Here is a 19,552-nt window from a genome sequence, read left to right as displayed (position 1 = left end):
TGCGGTGCTTCCTAAAGACAAATCGATGCCAGAGGGGCCCGATAACTACGTTCCATCGACCGACCGCGAATCACCGGTCGGGAAGCCGGTCATCCGCGGAGACCCAGCACTCACGGGACAGCGACCCGAGGAGGCCATCGAGTTCGATCCCGACGACCCCGAGAGCCTCGAACTCGCCGCCAAGACAGTCAAGAAATTCTCCGAGAACACCGCCGGCGGCGACGACAACGTCTTTATTCTGCGCGGCGCGGCCGCGTGTGCAGCCCTAGTTCGCGGCGAAGGGTCCTACAAGGCCGCTGCCGAACGGGCCGGTGGCGAAGCCTCGGTCTCGTTCATCCGGAAGTGGTCCCGCGTCCACGACCTCCCTCGATCCGTCCGTATTCACGTCGCTATGGGGCATATCGCGCCAACGGCGGCCAAACACATCGCCAGAGTCTCAGGCGAGTCTCGCCTCCTGCTTGCGTGGGCCGCCCTCGACCACGACCTCACCGTCCGCCAGATCCGATCCGTTGCCAGCAGTGTCAACGACGGCGCGTCCGTAGACGCGGCGCTCGCCAGAAACGGGTACGCACTGGGCGAGATACGAACGCAACTCGACCGCGACGCCTACTGTCGACTCCGCCGGCAGGCCGCACTCGATGGGGCGTCCCCCGGGGAAGTCATCAGTGAGGCTATCGAGTCGTACTTCGACGACGGACCGTAAGGCCTTAATCGCCGCTCCCCCGAGCGAATAGCGAGGGCCGGTAGCTCAGTTAGGCAGAGCGTCTGGCTTTTAACCAGATGGTCGGGGGTTCAACTCCCTCCCGGCCCGTGCAACGAACCGACGAGCACTGCGAGTCGGTGAGTGAACCGGCAGGAAGGAGTTGAACCCTGGAAGGCACGCACAGCGAACGAATGTGAGCGAGCATGTCTTCCTCTGGTTCAACTCCCTCCCGGCCCGTTACCCTATGACCGACAGTGAATAGTGGGAACACTGTGGAGGGGTTGAACCCTGCCAGTCGCGCGCAACGGAGTGAGCACGTCTTCCTCCGGTTCAACTCCCTCCCGGCTCGTTGCCCTGCGAACGACAGTGAGCAGTGGCAACAACAGGAGGGCGTTGAAGTACGCCACGAGCGAAGGCAGTGAGCGAAGTAGAGGTGGTTCAATGCCCTCCCAGCCTGGTGTGTTATGAATAAAGGCAGCGCGACAGTGCATAGTCCGAGACCAGTTCATTTACCACCGAGACAGTAAATGTTATTAATATGAATGGAAGTGCCAGTACACTTCAGCGCGTCCTCACACAGCCGTTGCGCCCGCTAGGTGTCACTGTCGGTGTATTGCTCGTCGTCGCTACGCTCGCGGCGGTTGCCGGCACACCGTGGCAGACGCACGCGTCAATGACAGCGGCGATTGTACAGATGCTTGCGGCGGTTCTGATGGGTGTGATCGGTGTCGGACTGGCGTACATCAGCTGGGCAGCCGACGCGTAAGCCGGTCGTCGAAAAAGCCGAAAATAGATGTCGTTGTTATCCGCGGACAGGCATATACGCCATCCCTAGCATCAGCACAGCAGCGATGCCAGAGAGAATCGAGACGCCCCAGAAGCCGTTCTTGCGCTCGTGGAAGTAGTCCTGCTGGTCGAGCGTCGCCTGGTACTGGCCGTACTGCTGAATCGGGACGATCTGGACGGTGCTATGATCGGGGAAGTGCGTGAAGAACTGCTGCTCGTTCAGCGTGACGTTCCCACCCTCCGAGAGTTCGACCGTGTTCTCGCGCGGGGCGAACCATTCGAGCGTCGCGCCGTCGGCGGTCACTTCGGAGATTGTGGTTTCCTGTGTGCCGCTGTCGGTCGCGTACGGGTAGGTATCACCGGTCGTGAACGTCACTGTCTCAGGCTCAGGGAGCCACTCACTCAGCGGGACTTGCGTGTTGTTCGACTGGTAGACCACGTACTCGGTCCCGTTCTGGGTCGCAAGCGTGTTCTTGACCGAGGAGTCCTCGGCGAGGAGCGCACTGACGTTGAGTTCTTCTTCGAGGGTCACCGTACTCTCGTTGCTGTCAGTGTGTACGCGGTAGGTGTCGTTCTGGTAGGTCGTCGTGGAGTTGTGCTCTACTGTTGCAGTATACTGTGACGATTCATTCGTCCACGAGAGGTCAGCTGCCATACTGCCGCCACCACCGCCGTGGCCGCCACCGCCACCGCCGGACATGTGGATGTTTGTGGCTGTGTATTCCGTTCCGTCGACAGTGAACGTACTCTCGTTGGTCAGTTCGGCGTCAGCGTCGAGCGACACCGCCGGCCGCTGACTCTCCGCGACGCCGATGTAGGCGTACGCAGCAACACTGATAACGAGGAAGAACGCGAAGTACGCCGCCGCGGCTCGTCGTTGCATATCAGGAGGGTCAGTCGCCGCGCCGTTTAATGATTACTTTTCGAGCGTATCGGTACGCGGGTGGCACGGGCCGTTTCGCCCCAGCAACGACGGTGTCGATGAACCGCACTGGTCAGGCTGTCTCAGACTCGCCAGCGAGAACATCGTAGCTGTCGAGCGTCCCTGCCATCGACGGGGCGTCCGAATCGTCTTTCCGCTGGGTGCCGTAATCCATCCACACGCCGCTCGTGTAACTGTACATCTCGAAGGCGGCGTCGGTTTCAACGACGATGTCGATGACCGCGTCCTCGGGAGCGTCATCGAGAACGACAGCCGACCGAACGTCGTTGTCGTGGTGCATCACCCAGACCGCGACAGCGCCGTCAATGTCATCCAGTAGGGCACTGGCTTCCGCTGGCGAAAACGGGCGGTGAGGCCAGTCGTCGACGGGTTCTGGCTCGTCCATACTGGGAGCACGGGCCGGAAGGGTATCGGTGTTCCCCCGTTACGCGGAGTCGCCCGACCGTCAGTCGGCGAAGTAGCTGGTGAAAAATCCGGAGAGGAACGACGAAATGGCAACGGCCAGAGCCATATCAGTCAGGCTCCACGGCGCATCTTCGTCGTCGGCCAGCCAGACAGTGATAGCGACACTGATTCCCAGTGAGACAATCCCGTTGAGGAGGTGCTTGTTCTTGAGCAGACTCATACACCCGTTCGTTGGTGCGGGGTTCGTATAGAGATTACCCACGGGCGGTGTGTCCGTTGATTGAAACGGAGCCACTGGATTCGCTTGACGGGTGGCTCCGGCGCTGAGACAGTTAGCCGTCACAGCAAACCGTGTACCGGACGTCTGAGTGGACGAGCGATTCAACTGTCTCAACGACATCATCGATTGTCTCGAACTGCCCGAACTTGCTCACGACCGACCCGTCCGCGCGTAACACGACCGTCCACCGGTGTCCGTTCGGGCTATCGGCCCGTTCAAACGCGAACTCGCGGTCAGGTAGTCGAGCGATGACTGGGCCGTCAGTGGTGACCGTCCACGAGACGCTATCGGCAAGCGCGCCCTCCAGTGCCGTTTCGAGTCGTCGGCCGAGTCTGGCTGTCGGTTCGTCCCGTGCGTCCATACAGAAGCATCGAGGTGTAGAAGCATAAGCCGTTGTGACACTACACAACGTTCAAACGGCCCAAACACATACTGAGAATGTGACTCAGTCGCTTCTCGTCTACGACGGCAGTACCGACCTGTTCCGGCGCGCTGCCGAGACGGTAACCCGCTGTGCCACGGATATCACGCCTGTTCCCTGGGAATCCGATGCGATTCAGGCGTTCCTCCAGGCACAGTTTGACGACCTCCCGTTCGCGTTCATCCTGATTGAAGAGGAGTCCGTCCACGTCGGCGAAGCGGCTGTGAAGGAAGCGCTGGAGGGGCTCGATGTCGCGGCCCCCGTCGCTCGGTTGGCCGAACAGGTGTATCCCACCGCCGCCGCGCCGTTCGGGCGTGTCGTCCACGGCCAAGTTCCAGCCGACATCCACGGGACCTTTCCACTGGACGAGACAGCGAAAAGCCACATCGAACCGCTCCGGCAGGTCCACACAATCCCTGTCGAAACAGAGTAACCGAGACGGGCAGTGGTATGGCCGACCGGAACAGGCCTGCCGTGCGGTCGATTTCCCCGGAGGAACCACGGCTACTACGGCTACCGTTTGCGACGTGTTTGAACGATGCGCCACCAAGTACGCTGCGTTGCGTTGAACAATCGAATTGTCCAGTCACAACAATCTACGCTTTATTCGCAGATACAGCGGGATGTCTCGGTCGGTGTCGCGGACACGTCGTTTGCTTGTCCCGAGCAACCCAATGACGAATGCCAGTACAGCCACGGTGAGCGCCGCATTAATTACACCTAATGCCACCAGTGGATGAATGTCATGCATCGCGATAATAACGGTGGGGGGAAGCAAAACGATGTAGCGATGCTCAGAGACGGTTACAACCTTCTGTTCGCCTCGTGGCGGTGCGGGTGCATACAACGCTGTTGAGTCCGTTTCGCCGCCTGGGACATCGAGCCACCGGCTCTCGATTGTCGTCTGACCGGACGCGTTAAACACGACGAGCATTGTCACCAGTGCGTCTTCGTTGTTGGCTACAAGCGTAGCTTCAACCGGCTCACCAGGGGCGATGTTATTCCCAGTTGCGATCTCACCCGCCGGAATCTGATGGGTCGAGCTCGGAGCCACCATTGCGATGTTGGCTGGCACAATGATGATTGCGGTCAGAAAGAGCGCGGCGTACCGTGGGTCGAAGGTATCCTGCCCACGCGAACGGGCTCGTTCGCGCGAAGACCCGTTCACGATCCCACTACCGATGCTTATTGCAAACAGTATCACGCCGGAGACCAACATCACCGAGCCTGCCTGCCAAGACTCGGCTGCCTGCTCAACTCCAAGGACCGTCGTAGCCGCAGTCAGAACGTTTGTGACGACGACGCGGCCGGCAAGGATGGCCGTGCCGAAATTCGGGATTGTCACCACCTGTCCACTGGGTTGCCATGCGACCGCGACGATCTGGCTTTCAGTCACTGGGGGTTCGGCCCCATCCTGATCCGTGAACGGGTTCGCATCCCCCCTGGTAATGTATCCTTGCTCAGTTTCACCGACAACTCGGTGTGTCGTCAACTCCCCACCACGAATCTCCTGTGACTGGAACACGATGACATCGCCCTGTTCAATGTCGCCCGCAACCTGCTCCGGAATCGCAACGAAGCCGTCGCCTTCCTGAATCGTTGGCGACATACTTCCGGACACGACAAAGCTCAAAAGTACCGGCTGCCCAACCAGTGCACCTACGATGAGTGCCAGAACCAACACAAACCCGGCGATTGTCAGCCCTCTCGCCACATACGTTCGGAGCATACCAGTCTGTTGCTACGCGATGTAGACTAGCAGAATATAAATCGGTGTTGCTGAGTCGATGGGAGTGACGCAACCACCCTGTCGTCACGGGATACTGCGTTCCGAACCATCGTTTGTGGCAGCCAGGAGCAGTGTCTCCCGCTATCAGGATCTATCCCCTCCGTGGCCACAGAGTGCCATAAGCAGCACAAGCTATACCGGAGCAATCAACAATTGCAAAAAGTGACCGATCAACGGCGTCATCCGTCGTTTGAATCGGACGGCTCGTTTTCATCAGGATGTGTCACATCAGCATTATCAGTCGAGTCGGTGAAAAGCAGGCTTGAAAGCGACGCCGTCGCTCCTTCTCTGTCTTCCACGGTGGGCTCAGTATCGCGTGTCGATGGTGACGCGAGCGGGTCGACAGTCGGTGGCGCCGTGTACGTGTAGATTTCACTATCAACGAGGACTGCATACTGATCGCCGTCTTCGAGGACGCGCCTGTCACTATCGATAGCAATGTCAACAAGATCTACCAGCGAGTCCGTCGGGACAGGTGTCCGGTCGTCGGCATCCGGGATTCGTGCCGTCGAGATCCACTCGTCGAAATCGTTACGTGCACGCTCGAACTCGTTGCGCACTCGCTCGCGGTCGGTGACTGCAAGCCAGCCACGCCAGCGTGCTGTCCCGAGGAAGGCCATACAAAACAGTCCGAACACACAGAGTACAGGCCCGCCGTACAGTTCCAGCCGTGTCGGTTCGATGGTCCGAGTCACTTGCTCGGTCGCGTCGTAGGGGGTCTCTCCGGCTGTGGTAGTGCTAACGCGGTAGACACTCCGTCCGGGCACAATTTCGATGCGGTCGGTGCGGGTATCCGTGAACGTCTCTCCGTTGACCGACGACTCGACGGTCGTATCGGCGACAAGGAGGACCTCTGTCTGTCCGGGGGCAGCCCCCAGATCGTTCTGTATTGCTTCGGTACGGTTGAGGATTGTCGGGATATCCACGCTAACTGTGGTTGTTGCCGTCTCGCCGTCTGCTATCTCGACGGCATCGAGTGTGTCGAGCGAGTCGCGTGTCTGCCAGTGGACCACCTGATTCCCGTTTCGCTCCTCAACAGCGCGGATGACCAGTGACAGGTTCGTCGAGGTCACTGCCGCGTTCCCCTCAGTGTTGTCGTGTGAAACCGTGTACGTGCCATCGAGTTCGGGTGATGCCGTCGTGAAATACAGCGACCGGTTGCGAAGTCGCTCACCCGCACTGAAAACCTCGGTATCACGCGAGACTGTGGCGCCGTGTTCGAACCCGCTTTCCACCGTCCACGTGCCGACGGTCTGTTGTTCAGTAACCGTTTCTGCTCCGTCAACATGGCTGTCGTACGTGACGTAGCCGCCGGCAAGCGTTAGCGTAAGTGTAACGAGTAGTACTAGCACAAACCAGCGATTGAGAGCGGAGCGGACAGACGCTGAAAAAAGGGTTGCTGTCATCTCATTCCACTTTCTTTTGATACAGGCAATACGGAACTACTGCTGTTGAAGTGATCCCGATATTAGACTTTTCCGTTCTTGTATTGTTTGGTTTTTAGATACTCCAGTAGTAGTTGCCACGACGGTTTTACACATTGATATGTTGTGTAAATAGGGTCTATATACAAATACAAAACATCAAGTAGTCGTATTTATTTTTTGCGCTTCCAATGTAGGGGGATTCGTCCGGTTGGATCGCTGTATTTATTATGTCAAGTGAGTATGGCCTCGTCAAGCATCTCCTACGTTTCACTACTAAAGACAGCTGATGTAGTGCTATATTCAGTATTGTTTCCTTCCTTCTTATACCAGAGTGTAATATGGACATCCGCACCTTTCATATCAAGTAGATCGGTGCCCCATTCTGTTTGTCTCCTGAATCCAAATAGTCCCAACTCTGCTTCTTCATTTGCGACTAATTGACCTCCGCGGCGGGTGGCCTTTAATGCCGCTTTTTCACCAATATCATCATACCACTGATTTCTGAGGGCATCTCTATAGTCAGCGTTGACTGATGTACCATCGTTAAATGACAGATCCTCACCGACGGAAATTTCTATCTCGTAGTTGTCGCCGTATATTCTGCCAAACAAGTCCGGTTCTATGTATTCTCCAGCATATACGGTCCGAGCAAAGTCAACCCGGACAGCAGTTAGGTCAATAGGGGCGTCGTGATTGTTTGTAATCTTGAAATAGTAATCCTGATTCTGTGAGATTCCGCGTTTATTTGAGGCCCCTTTGGCGGAGAGATTTACCGTCGGTTTAGGTTCGTCTTCGCGCGATTCAAACCGAAGCCAGGAGATTTTCGGGTTGAATGTCCCGTCTGGTGGAGTGATTTGCAGCTCTTCGTTGTTATTTACTTCAACAGGGAAACTGTATGTTTCGGCTTTGGTAGGACGCTCTTTGCTTCCGTAATCAAACGCTCGATCCCGTAGTTTGACAGTCTCAGCGCCGCCAACAACATCAAACGAGTACTCCTGATCCGAATAGGACGGGTCCCGGCAGTGCATCGTCACATCGTACCAGCCATTCGGCAGGTCTATTTCCCAGTACGGATCCTCAGAAGCGTCGTATGCAGTAGGAATATTAGTCGTAAAGTGTGCAAGTGTATCCTCCTCAGTAGCCTGAAGCTCGCCTCGCTCTCTGGTTGTATCAGTCTGCTCACTTTCCCACCCGTAGGAGAGCATTGATTTTGGATCGAACTCGTCGCGGAGGCCGAACTGGCTCCCCGTGTCAGGGATGAAACCCGACGGTGTGACGGTTTCCGGTTGTTCAAAATTGAGACAGTTCACACAGGAAAGCGATATGCTACGGGTCGCTGTGATTTCAGGAGCCGAGTCAGTGGAGGTTGATAACGCAGAAATTTTCAATTCAATCTGTCCCGTCTCCTTGATGCAGTTGCTTCCCGATCCAGTGACTGTCGCAGTCACTGTGCCGGACTCGTCATCGAGCGAGTTCGGAACGCTGTCGATTTCCACGTCAAAGTCCAATTGAGCTTTATTTTGAACGTTCGCCTTTACCGTATCGAGTTTCGGCCCGATATTGTTCGTCAACGTGACTAGCTTACGGGTTTCAGTTTCAAACACGACCTGACCATCGTGCGTAGTGATGCCGAGCAATGGGTTATCAGTAGGATCACCATTGTCGTCGGCGGTCGTATTAATATTCACCTGACGGTCAGCAGTCACGTCTGTGAACCCACCAGTTCCCCACGTAAGGAGTCCGGCACCGCTACCGATCAGTGCGAGTGCACTCCGGCGAGTCCACTTCTTGCTCATATTTCAACATCCGGGGGCGTCTCGCCCGATCCAAGGCGGAGTTGCTGGCTCTGCCAGACGTGATACAGCCCGGAACAGAGAAACAGCATGACGACGAGACCAGCCCACGCGAGGTCAGGAATGCTGGCTGGGAACACATTCAGTCCGGCAGCGCCGACGATAGCACCCGACAGCACTGCCAGCCCGAGGTAGTACTGTCCCCACGGGATGGAGTCCTCCGGCACGACATCCATGTACACGTCGAGGTCCGCTGCCTGTTCGGTCAGTGTGACTGTTCCATTATCGTATTCGATCACGCCCGCGCGGTCCATCGCGGGCAGATGCGTCTGTTGCATTGACGTGTACACGCGATGGCGCTCACTGGACGTGATCTCACTCTGTGGTTTCCCGTTTTCCCACGCCGCCACCTGTTCAGCAATGTCTGATAGCTCTGAGTCACCGTCTGTCTGCTTCGCTACGTGTAGCGCGTATCGCCGGCGGTGATTACTGAGTAAGTCAAATACTTCATCCCGTGTAATCGCGTCACCAGCCCCTGTCTGGTTGCTTTGCTTCCCACCCACTGCCGTTGTCCATAAACTGTTCCATAATATAAAAAGTCTTCTGGAATGTCAATGATAACAAAGTTGTATGTATATTGAATACCAATCGGGTAGAATTTACAATCGATAGCTTCGAAAGTAGTGGTACTTGACCGTGGTCTGAAAGTTGGTCTAGCGTGGGAAGCCGTAGTAAATTTGTTTATTTTGGCACTTTTGATTTAGCTCTAGCCGTGCTTATGCTACTGTCATCAGTTGAAGTCACGATATATTTCTTCACGAGATGGGGTATCTTTGAGCCAATTTACTATCGAACTACGATTCATTGAACACCGAGCGAATTGATACTGGTTCAGTCAGAACTCAATACGACCGGCGAAGGCGTCGTATGGGTACTGACTCGCTCGGAAGCACGTGTTCAATCTGGCGTCGTGGTTGATTCAACGCTCAGTGAGGTTCCGAATCGTTACGACGAATCCTGTTCAATCTTGATCGTCAGCGTGTCAGTGTCGTCAGCGCCGCCAGTGTTTTCGGAAACACCGCTGGTGTCGACAGTGGCTCCAAATTTTTGCAGGCTCGAGCCGTCGGAGTAGGTACCAGCAGCGATCGGTTCGAGGTCACTATTGCCTGTGCCATTCCCACCAACGGTATCGCCACCGCCAATGTCGAGCCACGAGCCGGTGCCGTTCTCGGAGAGGCTGAGTTCGACGTTAAAGTCCTGCGAGGTGTCCCCTTCTCTGTTATCGACGATGAAGAGATTCTCATAGCTCGTCGTTGCGTTGTTGAGCAAGCCACTGCTCTGTGCGCCGAAAACGATCGTCGGATCGTTGTTCGCGATGAGGCTGACCTGTTGAGCCGGGGTATTCCCATCACCAGTCGGTTCGAGGTCTATAGGGTCTGTGCTATCATCGTTCACATACACCGAATTGTACTTGCCAACATCAACACGAACGTCCACAAATTCCTCCGCGATGAGGTCCGAGACGTCCTCACTGGCCCCGGTGTCGTTCTCGGTGATGACGTTCACCTCGACCGTACGCTCTGCGCTAACGCTCGTGAATGCACCTGTTCCGAAGAGCGCCCCACCACTGATTGCCAGTCCACCAAGTCCCGTAAGTACGTTTCTGCGATTCATATGTTAGTCAGCACGTTATGACGGTGCCGTACCAGTTACAACAGTTTCCGGGGACTTACTATTATACTGCTTGAGTGGGGTTATAGCCGTGCCTGAGGCGTTAATGGGCGGCATTAACCCCGCTCAGGCGCGTCAATAGTAATTGGTCGGATAGCGTTTTGTAGCATAACCGATGAGAGTAAATCGACGAAGTGTCCTGCTCGGGCTCGGGACACTCAGTGCGACTGTCGGCGGCGCGTTTGGCTCCGGCGCGTTCTCCTCAGTTGAAGCGACGCGATCAGTCAATATAGAGACCTCTGATGATTCAAGTGCGCTGCTGAGTTTCGAGGCGAATAAGCTAGGTACGACTAACGGTGGAACCCCTGAGGACACTAACGGTATCATATCTACGACCCCAGAAGGGTCAGATACGTCTGTTATCGAGATTAAGCAGACCAACCTCAACAAAAATGCGACGACCACATTCAAGAATGCCCTCAAAGTCAGTAATGACAGCAACAAGGATGTCGGTCTTTCGGTGAATCCTGATGAGACCGAGTACGAAGAAGGCGCAAGTGCAAGCGGTCTTGTTGGGAGTGCACTAGATATTGAAACTACGGGCACGGACGGAAGATCAATCGTCGATAGCGATAGCGAAGGTGACAACGCTGTCGACTTAGCCGCCGGTACTGAGATCACTCTTACAATTGTTGTTGATCTTCGGAACAATACTGACGCAGACATTGACGATATAAAATCGATTGTCTTCGCAGCACGGCGGGACGACTACAGTAGCGCGTAGTAACCAGTCCGGCTTATCACTGAAATGTGAAGGCTATCACTGTCCGGGTAAGTCGCTACCTCCAGCCAGAATATGAAATGGTACTTCGCCCTTGGGCTCGTGTTCATCGTCTGCGGGACAGTCATGTCCACGGCTGCGGTCCCACTCTCCGAACCCGTTGACGAACTCGCCCCAGCGGAGGACACCGGGGTTGCGCTGGCCCCAGCTGACACGCCCAACGGCGACCGCTACGCATCGTTTGACAGCAACGGCGAGCTTATTATATCCGTTGACGTTTTTTTTAGCACTGAGACTGTATTCGACGACGTGTTTGTTGTCGGCTTTGCGGGAGTCAACGGTAGCGACGAGGAGGCGGCGATCCGGATCGTGCACGATAGCGAGTGGTTGGGCATCTACAGGAACACAGATGCAGGCGCACGCGAGTCGGTCGATGAGGCGAGTAACACGCTTACGCTTGACCCGGGCGAGCAGGCAACGCTCGGATTCACCGTGACGACAAGCGCCGACAGCCCGGCATCCCTCTCTGAGAAAGTGACGTACACCATGGAAATTCCAGATGCCGAGTCAGGCACTGGTGGAGGTAATGGTGGCAATGGTGACAGCGGAAGTGGTGGTAGCGGGGGTGATGCAGGCGGTAATACTGGTGCAGGGGGCAGCGGTGGTGGTGACACCGGGTCAAGTGACGGCGGTGGCACCGGCGATGGGGACGGCACAGATGCAGGCAGTGTTGGTGACGGTGGTACCAACGTAAGCGATAGCGGCGACACTGGCGAGGAGAGTACCGACAGCCCAGAGGTTGCGATAACAACTGACGAGCCGGCTGAAACGCCCGCTGGCGGAGAAAGCGGTGGCGGCGGTGGCGTCGGGGCATCGACCGAGGAGCCGACTGAGACGCCCACTGACAGCGAAGAAGAACCCGAAACTGTGGCCGGCGGCGGGGCCGAACCTGTACCGCCGACACCCGAAAGCCAGCAGTCAGCCGAGCCGAGTGGATTCACCCTCGGTTTCGATCCGGCATTCGGAGTTAGCTGGGGCCCATGGGCGTTCATCGCTGGCCTGCTCGCGGTAGTGACAAACTACCTCGTCCAGACGCGATATCATGACGTCCTCCCGGTACTCCAGACACAACCGAGTGACCGCCGTTACCGATTCCGCCGCGTCGCTATCCGCGAAGCAGCGATCGGTCTTGCCGGGATTGTGCTCACAATTCTTGTCGTGTCAGCGGTTTCGAGCGCTGGCTTCGGCTCAGTCACACAGCTGGGTGTTGCACTCGCGTTCTCCGCTGCAGTCGGCACGGTGACCGGGTACCGACTGGTCCCTGAACTCGATGCGATGCTTGAACCGCAAGCCGACGACGACGGCACCAAAGAGCAATAAAATAACTCGGTCAGTCCGATGTTTCAGCGTCACTGTTGCCCATAGTGGAATCAGTTCTGGGTTCTGGCGGAGGGTCGTACCGAAACAATCGGTCACCAGTGTACACGAGGAAATCAGAATCGCTATTTGACTCAATGATACGTTCATCGGTGTCTATTGCGATATCCACGAGCCAGACGAGCGAATCGACGGAAGTCGTCCAGACGTCGTCGACTGGATCATCTCGGCCAACGGTTATCCATTCATCAAACTCCTCGCGAGTGGACTTGTATACGAGCCATCGGCGCTCGGCGTCAGTAAGTGTGAAATAGTCGGTCGTGCGCCCGTAGACGAGGGAGTAGCGCCGCCAAGGCAACCAAGCGGGAGCACTGGCCACCGAGGGTCCAGAGCGGTACGTGCGAGCCGTGTCGACTGACTGCCCGTTACGTGTCCCCGAGAGAGTTACCTGAGAGACCACCGCTATCTTAAGTCGACCGGATGTCTGGCCGTGTTCGGAATCGATACGTCGAACGGCTTCAGCTGCGCGACTGACATTCAGCGAGAGCGGAACCGCCATATGTTCGCCCGCGGCCAGCGATTGCACAGTGCCCTGTGTCAGCGGTCGTTCGACTTCCCAGTAGACGAGAGCTCCGTTTTGCGTCGATTCAACGGACCGATACTGAACGAACACGTCAGCTGAAGCGGTGAGGTCACTTTCGTTGCTGGCACTGTACGTGTAGGTGAACGCTCCGTCCAGTACGGGAGCGACCCGCTGGAGGTACACGGATCTGTCCTCAAGCACTTCACCCTCTGGAAACGCTGAGGTCCCGTTGCGAACTGTCGCGTTGTGGGAGAACGAGCCAGACGATTGCCACGACGACACCTGCCGCGTGGTTGTGTCCGTTCCTGGAGCAACGTGCCCCGTATACGTGAGATATCCCCCAACTGCAGCGATAGCAACCAGACAAATCAGTAGCAGTTCGTGGTTGTCGACGACTGTCCGCCGCGTTTTCTGACCCAACAACCACATTGCAACTGTAATACTGGTGCCGACAAATAAGGGTTGATACCAGGTCAGCAGCGACATATCTCTTTCTTCACCGCCCTCATCGCCGCTAGCTCCAGCGTTCGAATGTCCCGGGAAACAGTTTGTAGCTACATCGTTACTTCGTGCGATCCCGCTACGTCGGTTGTTGCCCGTCGAAAACAGACTTGATAGACAGCCTGCCAACACTGTATCTTTCGCTAGAATCGTGTTCCTGTTTTTAACCGTTTTCGAGCAACAGTTCATAACGTCGACCCACACAAAAAGGCAGAAACCGGGTAGCTCACCGGGATTTATTGGGGGCGTAAGCAACTGAGAAGCCAAGGGCCGGATTTGAACCGGCGATGGGCGGCTCTGCAGGCCGCTGCGTTAGGCCAGACTCTGCCACCTTGGCGCAGATAGTGGTAGTCAACTCGGTCGTTTAAGCGTAGCGAATTCGATCAGCCCTCGCCCTCTGACTGGCCCGGCTCGCCAACCCCTTCGACCGGGATAGTATTGTAGATTGACGATTGCGCCTCGTCGGTAGACTCGAACTGCTCGTCATCGATCCGATCCAGCACCGCAGCTAACGGTTCAGTACCGTCTGCGTGCACGAGCCGTACATCGTCGAACTCCTCCCGAGCAGTCGCGACCGACAGCGGGTACGTTGCCGTTTCAAGAAGCGCCGTGAGTTCGTTCAGTTTGACTTCGCGAGTCATGCCATTGTTTCTCGGCTCAATTAGGTAGTTACGCACTGCTTATAAATACGGAAAGCCCACTCGGGAGAGATGTCTCTCCTGAGTGGGCTATGAAAGGTATGAGTGGTGGCGGCGAACCGGATTTCCCAGAGGCTCGCGCACTCCAGTACTCCCTGGAACGCTGGTGGGCTTATCTTCCGTGTTCGGGATGGGTACGGGAGGCAACCCCACCGCTGTGGCCGCCTAACGTCGAGTCACGGAATCGAACCGCGATAGTACCAGTCTCGATTAACTCTTCCACCGTGTGATTACGTGCGATCCAGTTTGCGCCTGGACTCGTTCAGCGACGAGTTAAATCGTCGGTGAATGAGTCACAGTGCGTATGAATGATGGCTTTGGTCTGTTAGTGCTCGTGGGCTTAACGTCTCGTTACCTCGACGCGCACACCCCGAGTCTATCGACCGCGTCTTGTACGCGGGACCTCGGCGGTGTCTCTTTTCCAAGTGGGTTTCGAGCTTAGATGCGTTCAGCTCTTACCCCGTGTGGCGTGGCTACCCGGCACGTGCTCTCTCGAACAACCGGTACACCAGTGGCCACCAACCGTAGTTCCTCTCGTACTATACGGTCGTTCTTGTCAGACACCATTACACACCCAGTAGATAGCAGCCGACCTGTCTCACGACGGTCTAAACCCAGCTCACGACCTCCTTTAATAGGCGAACAACCTCACCCTTGCCCGCTTCTGCACGGGCAGGATGGAGGGAACCGACATCGAGGTAGCAAGCCACTCGGTCGATATGTGCTCTTGCGAGTGACGACTCTGTTATCCCTAGGGTAGCTTTTCTGTCATCAATTGCCCGCATCAAGCAGGCTAATTGGTTCGCTAGACCACGCTTTCGCGTCAGCGTTCCTCGTTGGGAAGAACACTGTCAAGTCATCTTTTGCTCTTGCACTCTTCGCCGGGTCTCTGTCCCGGCTGAGATGACCATAGGGCGCGCTCGATATCTTTTCGAGCGCGTACCGCCCCAGTCAAACTGCCCGGCTATCGGTGTCCTCCTCCCGGAGTGAGAGTCGCAGTCACCGACGGGTAGTATTTCACTGTTGTCTGGGTGGCCCGCTAGCGCGGGTACCTCTGTAACGACTCCTACCTATGCTGCACATCGGCGACCACGTCTCAGCGACAGCCTGCAGTAAAGCTCCATAGGGTCTTCGCTTCCCCCTGGGTGTCTCCAGACTCCGCACTGGAATGTACAGTTCACCGGGCCCAACGTTGGGACAGTGAAGCTCTGGTTAATCCATTCATGCAAGCCGCTACTGATGCGGCAAGGTACTACGCTACCTTAAGAGGGTCATAGTTACCCCCGCCGTTGACAGGTCCTTCGTCCTCTTGTACGAGGTGTTCAGATACCTGCACTGGGCAGGATTCAGTGACCGTACGAGTCCTTGCGGATTTGCGGTCACCTATGTTGTTACTAGACAGTCCGAGCTTCCGAGTCACTGCGACCTGCTCCGTTCCGGAGCAGGCATCCCTTCTTCCGAAGGTACGGGACTAACTTGCCGAATTCCCTAACGTTGGTTGCTCCCGACAGGCCTTGGCTTTCGCCGCCATGGACACCTGTGTCGGTTCTCGGTACGGACATCATGCTCGTCTTTTCATGGGCCCCAGGTTGAATCACGTTTCCCTATGCCGCCGTTCGTCCGCTTCCTGCCATTACGGCTTCCACGGAGTTGGACGGTTCGACCGGGCGAATGCCCGGCGTGATCGACCCCAGGGCGTCAACTTTCACTGCATGATGGCACAGGAATATTAACCTGTTTCCCATTTCGTCTCAGTCGAGTTGCGGTGAGACTTAGGACCGGCTAACCCTCAGCTGATCAGCAGTGCTGAGGAACCCTTATCCATTAGGCCGTCGGGGTTCTCACCCGACTATCGCTGCTACTATGGCCAGGATTTTCGTCACTAATCGGTCCACAGGAGCTCTCGCCCCTGCTTCCATCCAATTAGAGCGCCAATCTACTCGATTACCAGTATGAGTGGTACGGACAGGTCTCGGTGGTGGATTTGAGTCCCGATCATTTTGGGCGCCTCAAACCTCGGCCGGTAAGCTGTTACGCTTTTCTTAGAGGGTAGCTGCTTCTAAGCTCACCTCCCGGCTGTCTAGGGCTCGAGACCACCTTCAGAGGATTACACTTAATCCACACTTGGGGACCTTAACCTATCTCTGGGTTGTTCCCCTCCTGGTACACAGGCTTACCCCGCGCACCGGAATCCCCGCGTCAAACAGCGTCTGTAAGTTTGGAGTTTGACAGGTGTGCCGACTCCTCTCGGAGGCGGACACACCAATCGGTCGCTCTACCTCACAGACTACCTCGGCGGAGGTCATGCTTCGACATGTTTCGATTGGAACCAGCTGTTGCCGGACTCGATGGGCCTTTCACCCCTACACATAGATCACGAGAGGGTATTGTAGGACACCAACTCTAACAGACTTCCACGTGCCTTTCGGCACGCTTCATCTTGTCCATGCGTAGATCGTCCGGATTCGGGTCGTGTCCACATGGCTCCCCGCCCTTGAAGACGGCGGCCCTCGGGCAAAGCCCTGCGGCCATGTCGGTTTCCCTGTGCCTCCCCGGATACTCCGGTTAGACTTGCCATACAGACACACTCCCTGGCTCGTTTTTCAAAACGTACGACAGAACATCGGCTTCCCGTGAGTCTTACTGGAGACTCGCGTCTCGGTCATTCGTCAAGGGACCTTGTATGCCCTGTCGCTCGATCGCCAACTGATTTCATGCTCTATTTCGCCTCCCTTCTGAGGGTACTTTGCAGCGTTCGTTCACACTACTTGTTCACTATCGGTCTCAGGTTGTGTTTAGCCTTCGCAGTCGATGCCTGCGTTATTCGCGAGGGATATCCAACCCCCGCTACTCTGGCACTACCGCACAGCGTACTGGTCTTCAGTACGGGGTTGTCACCCTGTATCACGCTCTATTCCAAGAGACTTCGTGAAGACGGTCGGCTGATGAGAGGTAGCCCTGACACCACATTGCCCGTGAGGGCTTCGGTTTGGGCTGTATCGCGTTCACTCGCGGTTACTAACGACATCACGTTGCGTTTTCTGTTCCTCCCGATACTGAGATGTTTCAGTTCTCGGGGTTCCTCATTGCGCGAAGCAATTGTTAGAGAGATTCTCATTCGGAAATCTGTGGTTCTTCGCCTCCGTGCGGCTCCCCACAGCTTATCGCAGCTTGGCACGTCCTTCATCAGCGCCTGAGCCGAGCAATCCACCAGCTGGCATAGTAGCCAACGTCGTTGTGACTCGTTCAACTGAACGAGTCCAGTGGACGCCTGGATCGCACGTACACACGGTTTCATACTCGCCCCCAAGGTGGAGATGGTGGGCGAATCGACCCTTCCCAGGCTCGGTTTTACCCGGCCTGGTGCATCTGTCGTCGTACCATATTCCATCGCCGTCCCACACTTAAGCGGCACGGTTCGGGGCAGGCACGTCGTATGGACCCACTGGGATTTGAACCCAGGGCCTCCGCCTTGCAAAGGCGGCGCTCTCCCGCTGAGCTATGGGCCCGGCAGATCCGCACGGTTGTCAGCCCTGATAGTTCATAGGTGCCCGGTCGGCGGAGTTCTCGAACACCGAAAGGTGGGTTGGGGCAGAGCCCCAATCCCGGTCAGTAGGAGGTGATCCAGCCACAGATTCCTCTACGGCTACCTTGTTACGACTTAAGCCCCCTTGCGGAGCCCAGATTCGACCGTCGCATGACGGCCTCATCCGGACCCCACTCGGGTGCTTTGACGGGCGGTGTGTGCAAGGAGCAGGGACGTATTCACCGCGCGCTTCTGACACGCGATTACTACCGAATCCAGCTTCATGCGGGCGGGTTTCAGCCCGCAATCCGAACTACGACTACGTTTGGAGATTAGCGTCGCCTCTCGGCGTTGCATCCCACTGTCATAGCCATTGTAGCCCGCGTGTTGCCCGGTCCATTCGGGGCATACTGACCTACCGTTGCCCGTTCCTTCCTCCGCTTTAGCAGCGGCAGTCCTCCTAGTGTACCCAACTACCTCAAGGGTATTGCTGGCAACTAGAAGTGCGGGTCTCGCTCGTTGCCTGACTTAACAGGACGCCTCACGGTACGAGCTGACGGCGGCCATGCACCTCCTCTCAGTAGCGTCGAGTAAAGTCGTCAACCTGACTGTCATTACTACTGTCGGGACCGGTGAGATGTCCGGCGTTGAGTCCAATTAAACCGCAGGCTCCTCCGGTTGTGGTGCTCCCCCGCCAATTCCTTTAAGTTTCATCCTTGCAGACGTACTTCCCAGGCGGCTCGCTTCTCGGCTTCCCTAGGGCGCAGCGCAGGCTCGTAGCCTACGGCACACCTAGCGAGCATCGTTTACAGCTAGGACTACCCGGGTATCTAATCCGGTTCGAGACCCTAGCTTTCGTCCCTCACCGTCGGGTCCGTCTTCCTGAGGTGGTTTCCCCATTGGTGGTCCGTCCAGGATTACAGGATTTCACTCCTACCCCGGACGTACCCCTCAGGTCTTCCGGCCCCAAGCCGGACAGTTTCCGCTGGACGCCGACGCGTTGAGCGCGTCGATTTCCCAACGGACTTGTCCGGCCGGCTACGGACGCTTTAGGCCCAATAATATCGGCCATCACTCGGACTGCCGGTATTACCGCGGCGGCTGGCACCGGTCTTGCCCAGTCCTTGTTCCTGTACCACCTTACGGTACAGAAAAGCGAGGGCTATATGCCCTCGCACTCGGAGTCCCCCTATCGCACTGTCGTGCAGTGTAAAGGTTTCGCGCCTGCTGCGCCCCGTAGGGCCCGGTATCTTGTCTCAGATACCGTCTCCGGGTTCTTGCTCTCACAACCCGTACCGATTATCGGCATGGTGGGCCGTTACCCCACCATCTACCTAATCGGCCGCAGCCACATCCTACAGCGCCGGAACGTTTCTAACTCTCGGCACTCCAACATGAGAGTTATATCCGCTATTGGCCTCAGTTTCCCGAGGTTATCGCGGTCTGTAGGGTAGTTTGGCCACGTGTTACTGAGCTATATGCCACGGGTCTAAGCCCGTGCGACTAGCATGGCTAAATCGGACTCCGATAGCAATGGCCTCCGGCAGGATCAACCGGAATGTATCCCGGCACAATGCCGGGGGGTTAGGCGGGATCACACCCATATAATGGGTGTGGTCGCTATCGAAGGGTGTTCGAGGACACCCGTCGACCGAGTGTCACCGAACTATCAGGGCTAACATCAGATCCCATCTTGACGGCGGACCGCAGGGGTGGAATCCTCATTTCTTCGGACCTGATTGTTGTCTCGAAGCCACCATAAAGGCTTCGAGTTTCGTTGGCGAGTCGGTCCCGCCTGGTCCGTGTCGGCAGGGGTTCGATGTCCCCGACCGAACGTCGTTCGCGTTCATTCCGAGCACCCTGTTACA

The 19,552-nt window shown here is 56.6% G+C and carries 16 protein-coding genes, 3 tRNA genes and 3 rRNA genes; 6 read left to right on the top strand and 16 right to left on the bottom strand.

The features are described from left to right. Positions 1 to 25 precede the first annotated feature (25 nt). The 3 genes from RR_RS17305 to RR_RS17295 all read left to right on the top strand — a co-directional run bounded on the left by RR_RS17305 (position 26) and on the right by RR_RS17295 (position 1,469). Positions 26 to 703, top strand: a complete 678-nt coding sequence (locus RR_RS17305; protein ID WP_004964981.1) for a DUF7119 family protein — start codon at positions 26 to 28, stop codon at positions 701 to 703. A 34-nt stretch (positions 704 to 737) separates the two neighbouring features. After that, a tRNA-Lys gene (locus RR_RS17300) sits at positions 738 to 811 on the top strand. Between the two features lie 430 nt (positions 812 to 1,241). After that, positions 1,242 to 1,469: a hypothetical protein gene (locus RR_RS17295; RefSeq protein ID WP_011224553.1), complete on the top strand. Its 228-nt coding sequence runs from the start codon at positions 1,242 to 1,244 to the stop codon at positions 1,467 to 1,469. A 36-nt stretch (positions 1,470 to 1,505) separates the two neighbouring features. On the opposite strand, the gene RR_RS17290 is transcribed toward RR_RS17295, so the two are convergent. The 4 genes from RR_RS17290 to RR_RS17275 all read right to left on the bottom strand — a co-directional run bounded on the left by RR_RS17290 (position 1,506) and on the right by RR_RS17275 (position 3,478). Next, positions 1,506 to 2,372: a hypothetical protein gene (locus tag RR_RS17290; RefSeq protein ID WP_004964988.1), complete on the bottom strand. Its 867-nt coding sequence runs from the start codon at positions 2,370 to 2,372 to the stop codon at positions 1,506 to 1,508. 112 nt (positions 2,373 to 2,484) lie between these two features. Beyond that, positions 2,485 to 2,817 (bottom strand): hypothetical protein, encoded by a 333-nt coding sequence (locus RR_RS17285; RefSeq protein WP_007189702.1) that lies wholly within the window; start codon positions 2,815 to 2,817, stop codon positions 2,485 to 2,487. A gap of 60 nt (positions 2,818 to 2,877) precedes the next feature. Further along, positions 2,878 to 3,057: a hypothetical protein gene (locus RR_RS17280; RefSeq protein WP_007189703.1), complete on the bottom strand. Its 180-nt coding sequence runs from the start codon at positions 3,055 to 3,057 to the stop codon at positions 2,878 to 2,880. 112 nt (positions 3,058 to 3,169) lie between these two features. Next, positions 3,170 to 3,478, bottom strand: a complete 309-nt coding sequence (locus RR_RS17275; RefSeq protein WP_011224552.1) for a hypothetical protein — start codon at positions 3,476 to 3,478, stop codon at positions 3,170 to 3,172. Positions 3,479 to 3,557: 79 nt separating this feature from the next. Here RR_RS17275 and RR_RS17270 point away from each other — a divergent pair, with 79 nt between their 5' ends. After that, on the top strand, positions 3,558 to 3,971 hold the full coding sequence (locus RR_RS17270) for a hypothetical protein (RefSeq protein WP_049939076.1): 414 nt from the start codon (positions 3,558 to 3,560) through the stop codon (positions 3,969 to 3,971). Positions 3,972 to 4,124: 153 nt separating this feature from the next. Here the strand turns inward: RR_RS17270 and RR_RS17265 are convergent, their stop codons facing one another. The 5 genes from RR_RS17265 to RR_RS17245 form a co-directional block, all read right to left on the bottom strand. Then, positions 4,125 to 5,267, bottom strand: a complete 1,143-nt coding sequence (locus RR_RS17265; RefSeq protein WP_007189706.1) for a signal peptidase I — start codon at positions 5,265 to 5,267, stop codon at positions 4,125 to 4,127. A 239-nt stretch (positions 5,268 to 5,506) separates the two neighbouring features. Beyond that, positions 5,507 to 6,679: a DUF5305 domain-containing protein gene (locus tag RR_RS17260; RefSeq protein WP_232508536.1), complete on the bottom strand. Its 1,173-nt coding sequence runs from the start codon at positions 6,677 to 6,679 to the stop codon at positions 5,507 to 5,509. A gap of 335 nt (positions 6,680 to 7,014) precedes the next feature. Beyond that, on the bottom strand, positions 7,015 to 8,550 hold the full coding sequence (locus RR_RS17255) for a hypothetical protein (RefSeq protein WP_011224550.1): 1,536 nt from the start codon (positions 8,548 to 8,550) through the stop codon (positions 7,015 to 7,017). Next, complete coding sequence (locus RR_RS17250; RefSeq protein ID WP_049939075.1) at positions 8,547 to 9,110, bottom strand: DUF7344 domain-containing protein; 564 nt, start codon at positions 9,108 to 9,110, stop codon at positions 8,547 to 8,549. The genes RR_RS17255 and RR_RS17250 overlap by 4 nt, the downstream gene beginning before the upstream one ends. A 442-nt stretch (positions 9,111 to 9,552) precedes the next feature. Next, on the bottom strand, positions 9,553 to 10,221 hold the full coding sequence (locus RR_RS17245) for a hypothetical protein (RefSeq protein WP_011224548.1): 669 nt from the start codon (positions 10,219 to 10,221) through the stop codon (positions 9,553 to 9,555). A 172-nt stretch (positions 10,222 to 10,393) separates the two neighbouring features. On the opposite strand from RR_RS17245, the gene RR_RS17240 reads away from it, so the two are divergent. Then, on the top strand, positions 10,394 to 11,002 hold the full coding sequence (locus RR_RS17240; RefSeq protein ID WP_011224547.1) for a hypothetical protein: 609 nt from the start codon (positions 10,394 to 10,396) through the stop codon (positions 11,000 to 11,002). Between the two features lie 72 nt (positions 11,003 to 11,074). Further along, on the top strand, positions 11,075 to 12,379 hold the full coding sequence (locus tag RR_RS17235) for a hypothetical protein (protein WP_011224546.1): 1,305 nt from the start codon (positions 11,075 to 11,077) through the stop codon (positions 12,377 to 12,379). Between the two features lie 10 nt (positions 12,380 to 12,389). Here the strand turns inward: RR_RS17235 and RR_RS17230 are convergent, their stop codons facing one another. From RR_RS17230 to RR_RS17200, 7 genes are all read right to left on the bottom strand, one after another. Continuing rightward, positions 12,390 to 13,388, bottom strand: a complete 999-nt coding sequence (locus RR_RS17230) for a DUF5305 family protein (RefSeq protein ID WP_117614926.1) — start codon at positions 13,386 to 13,388, stop codon at positions 12,390 to 12,392. Between the two features lie 333 nt (positions 13,389 to 13,721). After that, positions 13,722 to 13,797: transfer RNA gene (locus RR_RS17225), tRNA-Cys, on the bottom strand. Positions 13,798 to 13,843: 46 nt separating this feature from the next. Beyond that, entirely contained in the window at positions 13,844 to 14,101 is a 258-nt protein-coding gene (locus tag RR_RS17220) for a DUF5789 family protein (RefSeq protein ID WP_011224544.1), read from the bottom strand. Positions 14,102 to 14,204: 103 nt separating this feature from the next. Next, positions 14,205 to 14,327, bottom strand: a 5S ribosomal RNA gene (rrf, locus tag RR_RS17215). Positions 14,328 to 14,463: 136 nt separating this feature from the next. Then, positions 14,464 to 17,394, bottom strand: a 23S ribosomal RNA gene (locus RR_RS17210). Positions 17,395 to 17,595: 201 nt separating this feature from the next. After that, positions 17,596 to 17,667 (bottom strand) — tRNA-Ala (locus tag RR_RS17205). Positions 17,668 to 17,772: 105 nt separating this feature from the next. After that, positions 17,773 to 19,244 (bottom strand): 16S ribosomal RNA (locus RR_RS17200). The 16S, 23S and 5S rRNA genes sit together here with 1 tRNA gene alongside, the layout of an rRNA operon. Positions 19,245 to 19,552 lie beyond the last annotated feature (308 nt).

The organism is Haloarcula marismortui ATCC 43049, assembly GCF_000011085.1.
In the GTDB taxonomy this organism is placed as follows: Archaea; Halobacteriota; Halobacteria; order Halobacteriales; family Haloarculaceae; genus Haloarcula; species Haloarcula marismortui.
This window is presented reverse-complemented; position numbering and strand designations above follow the sequence as displayed.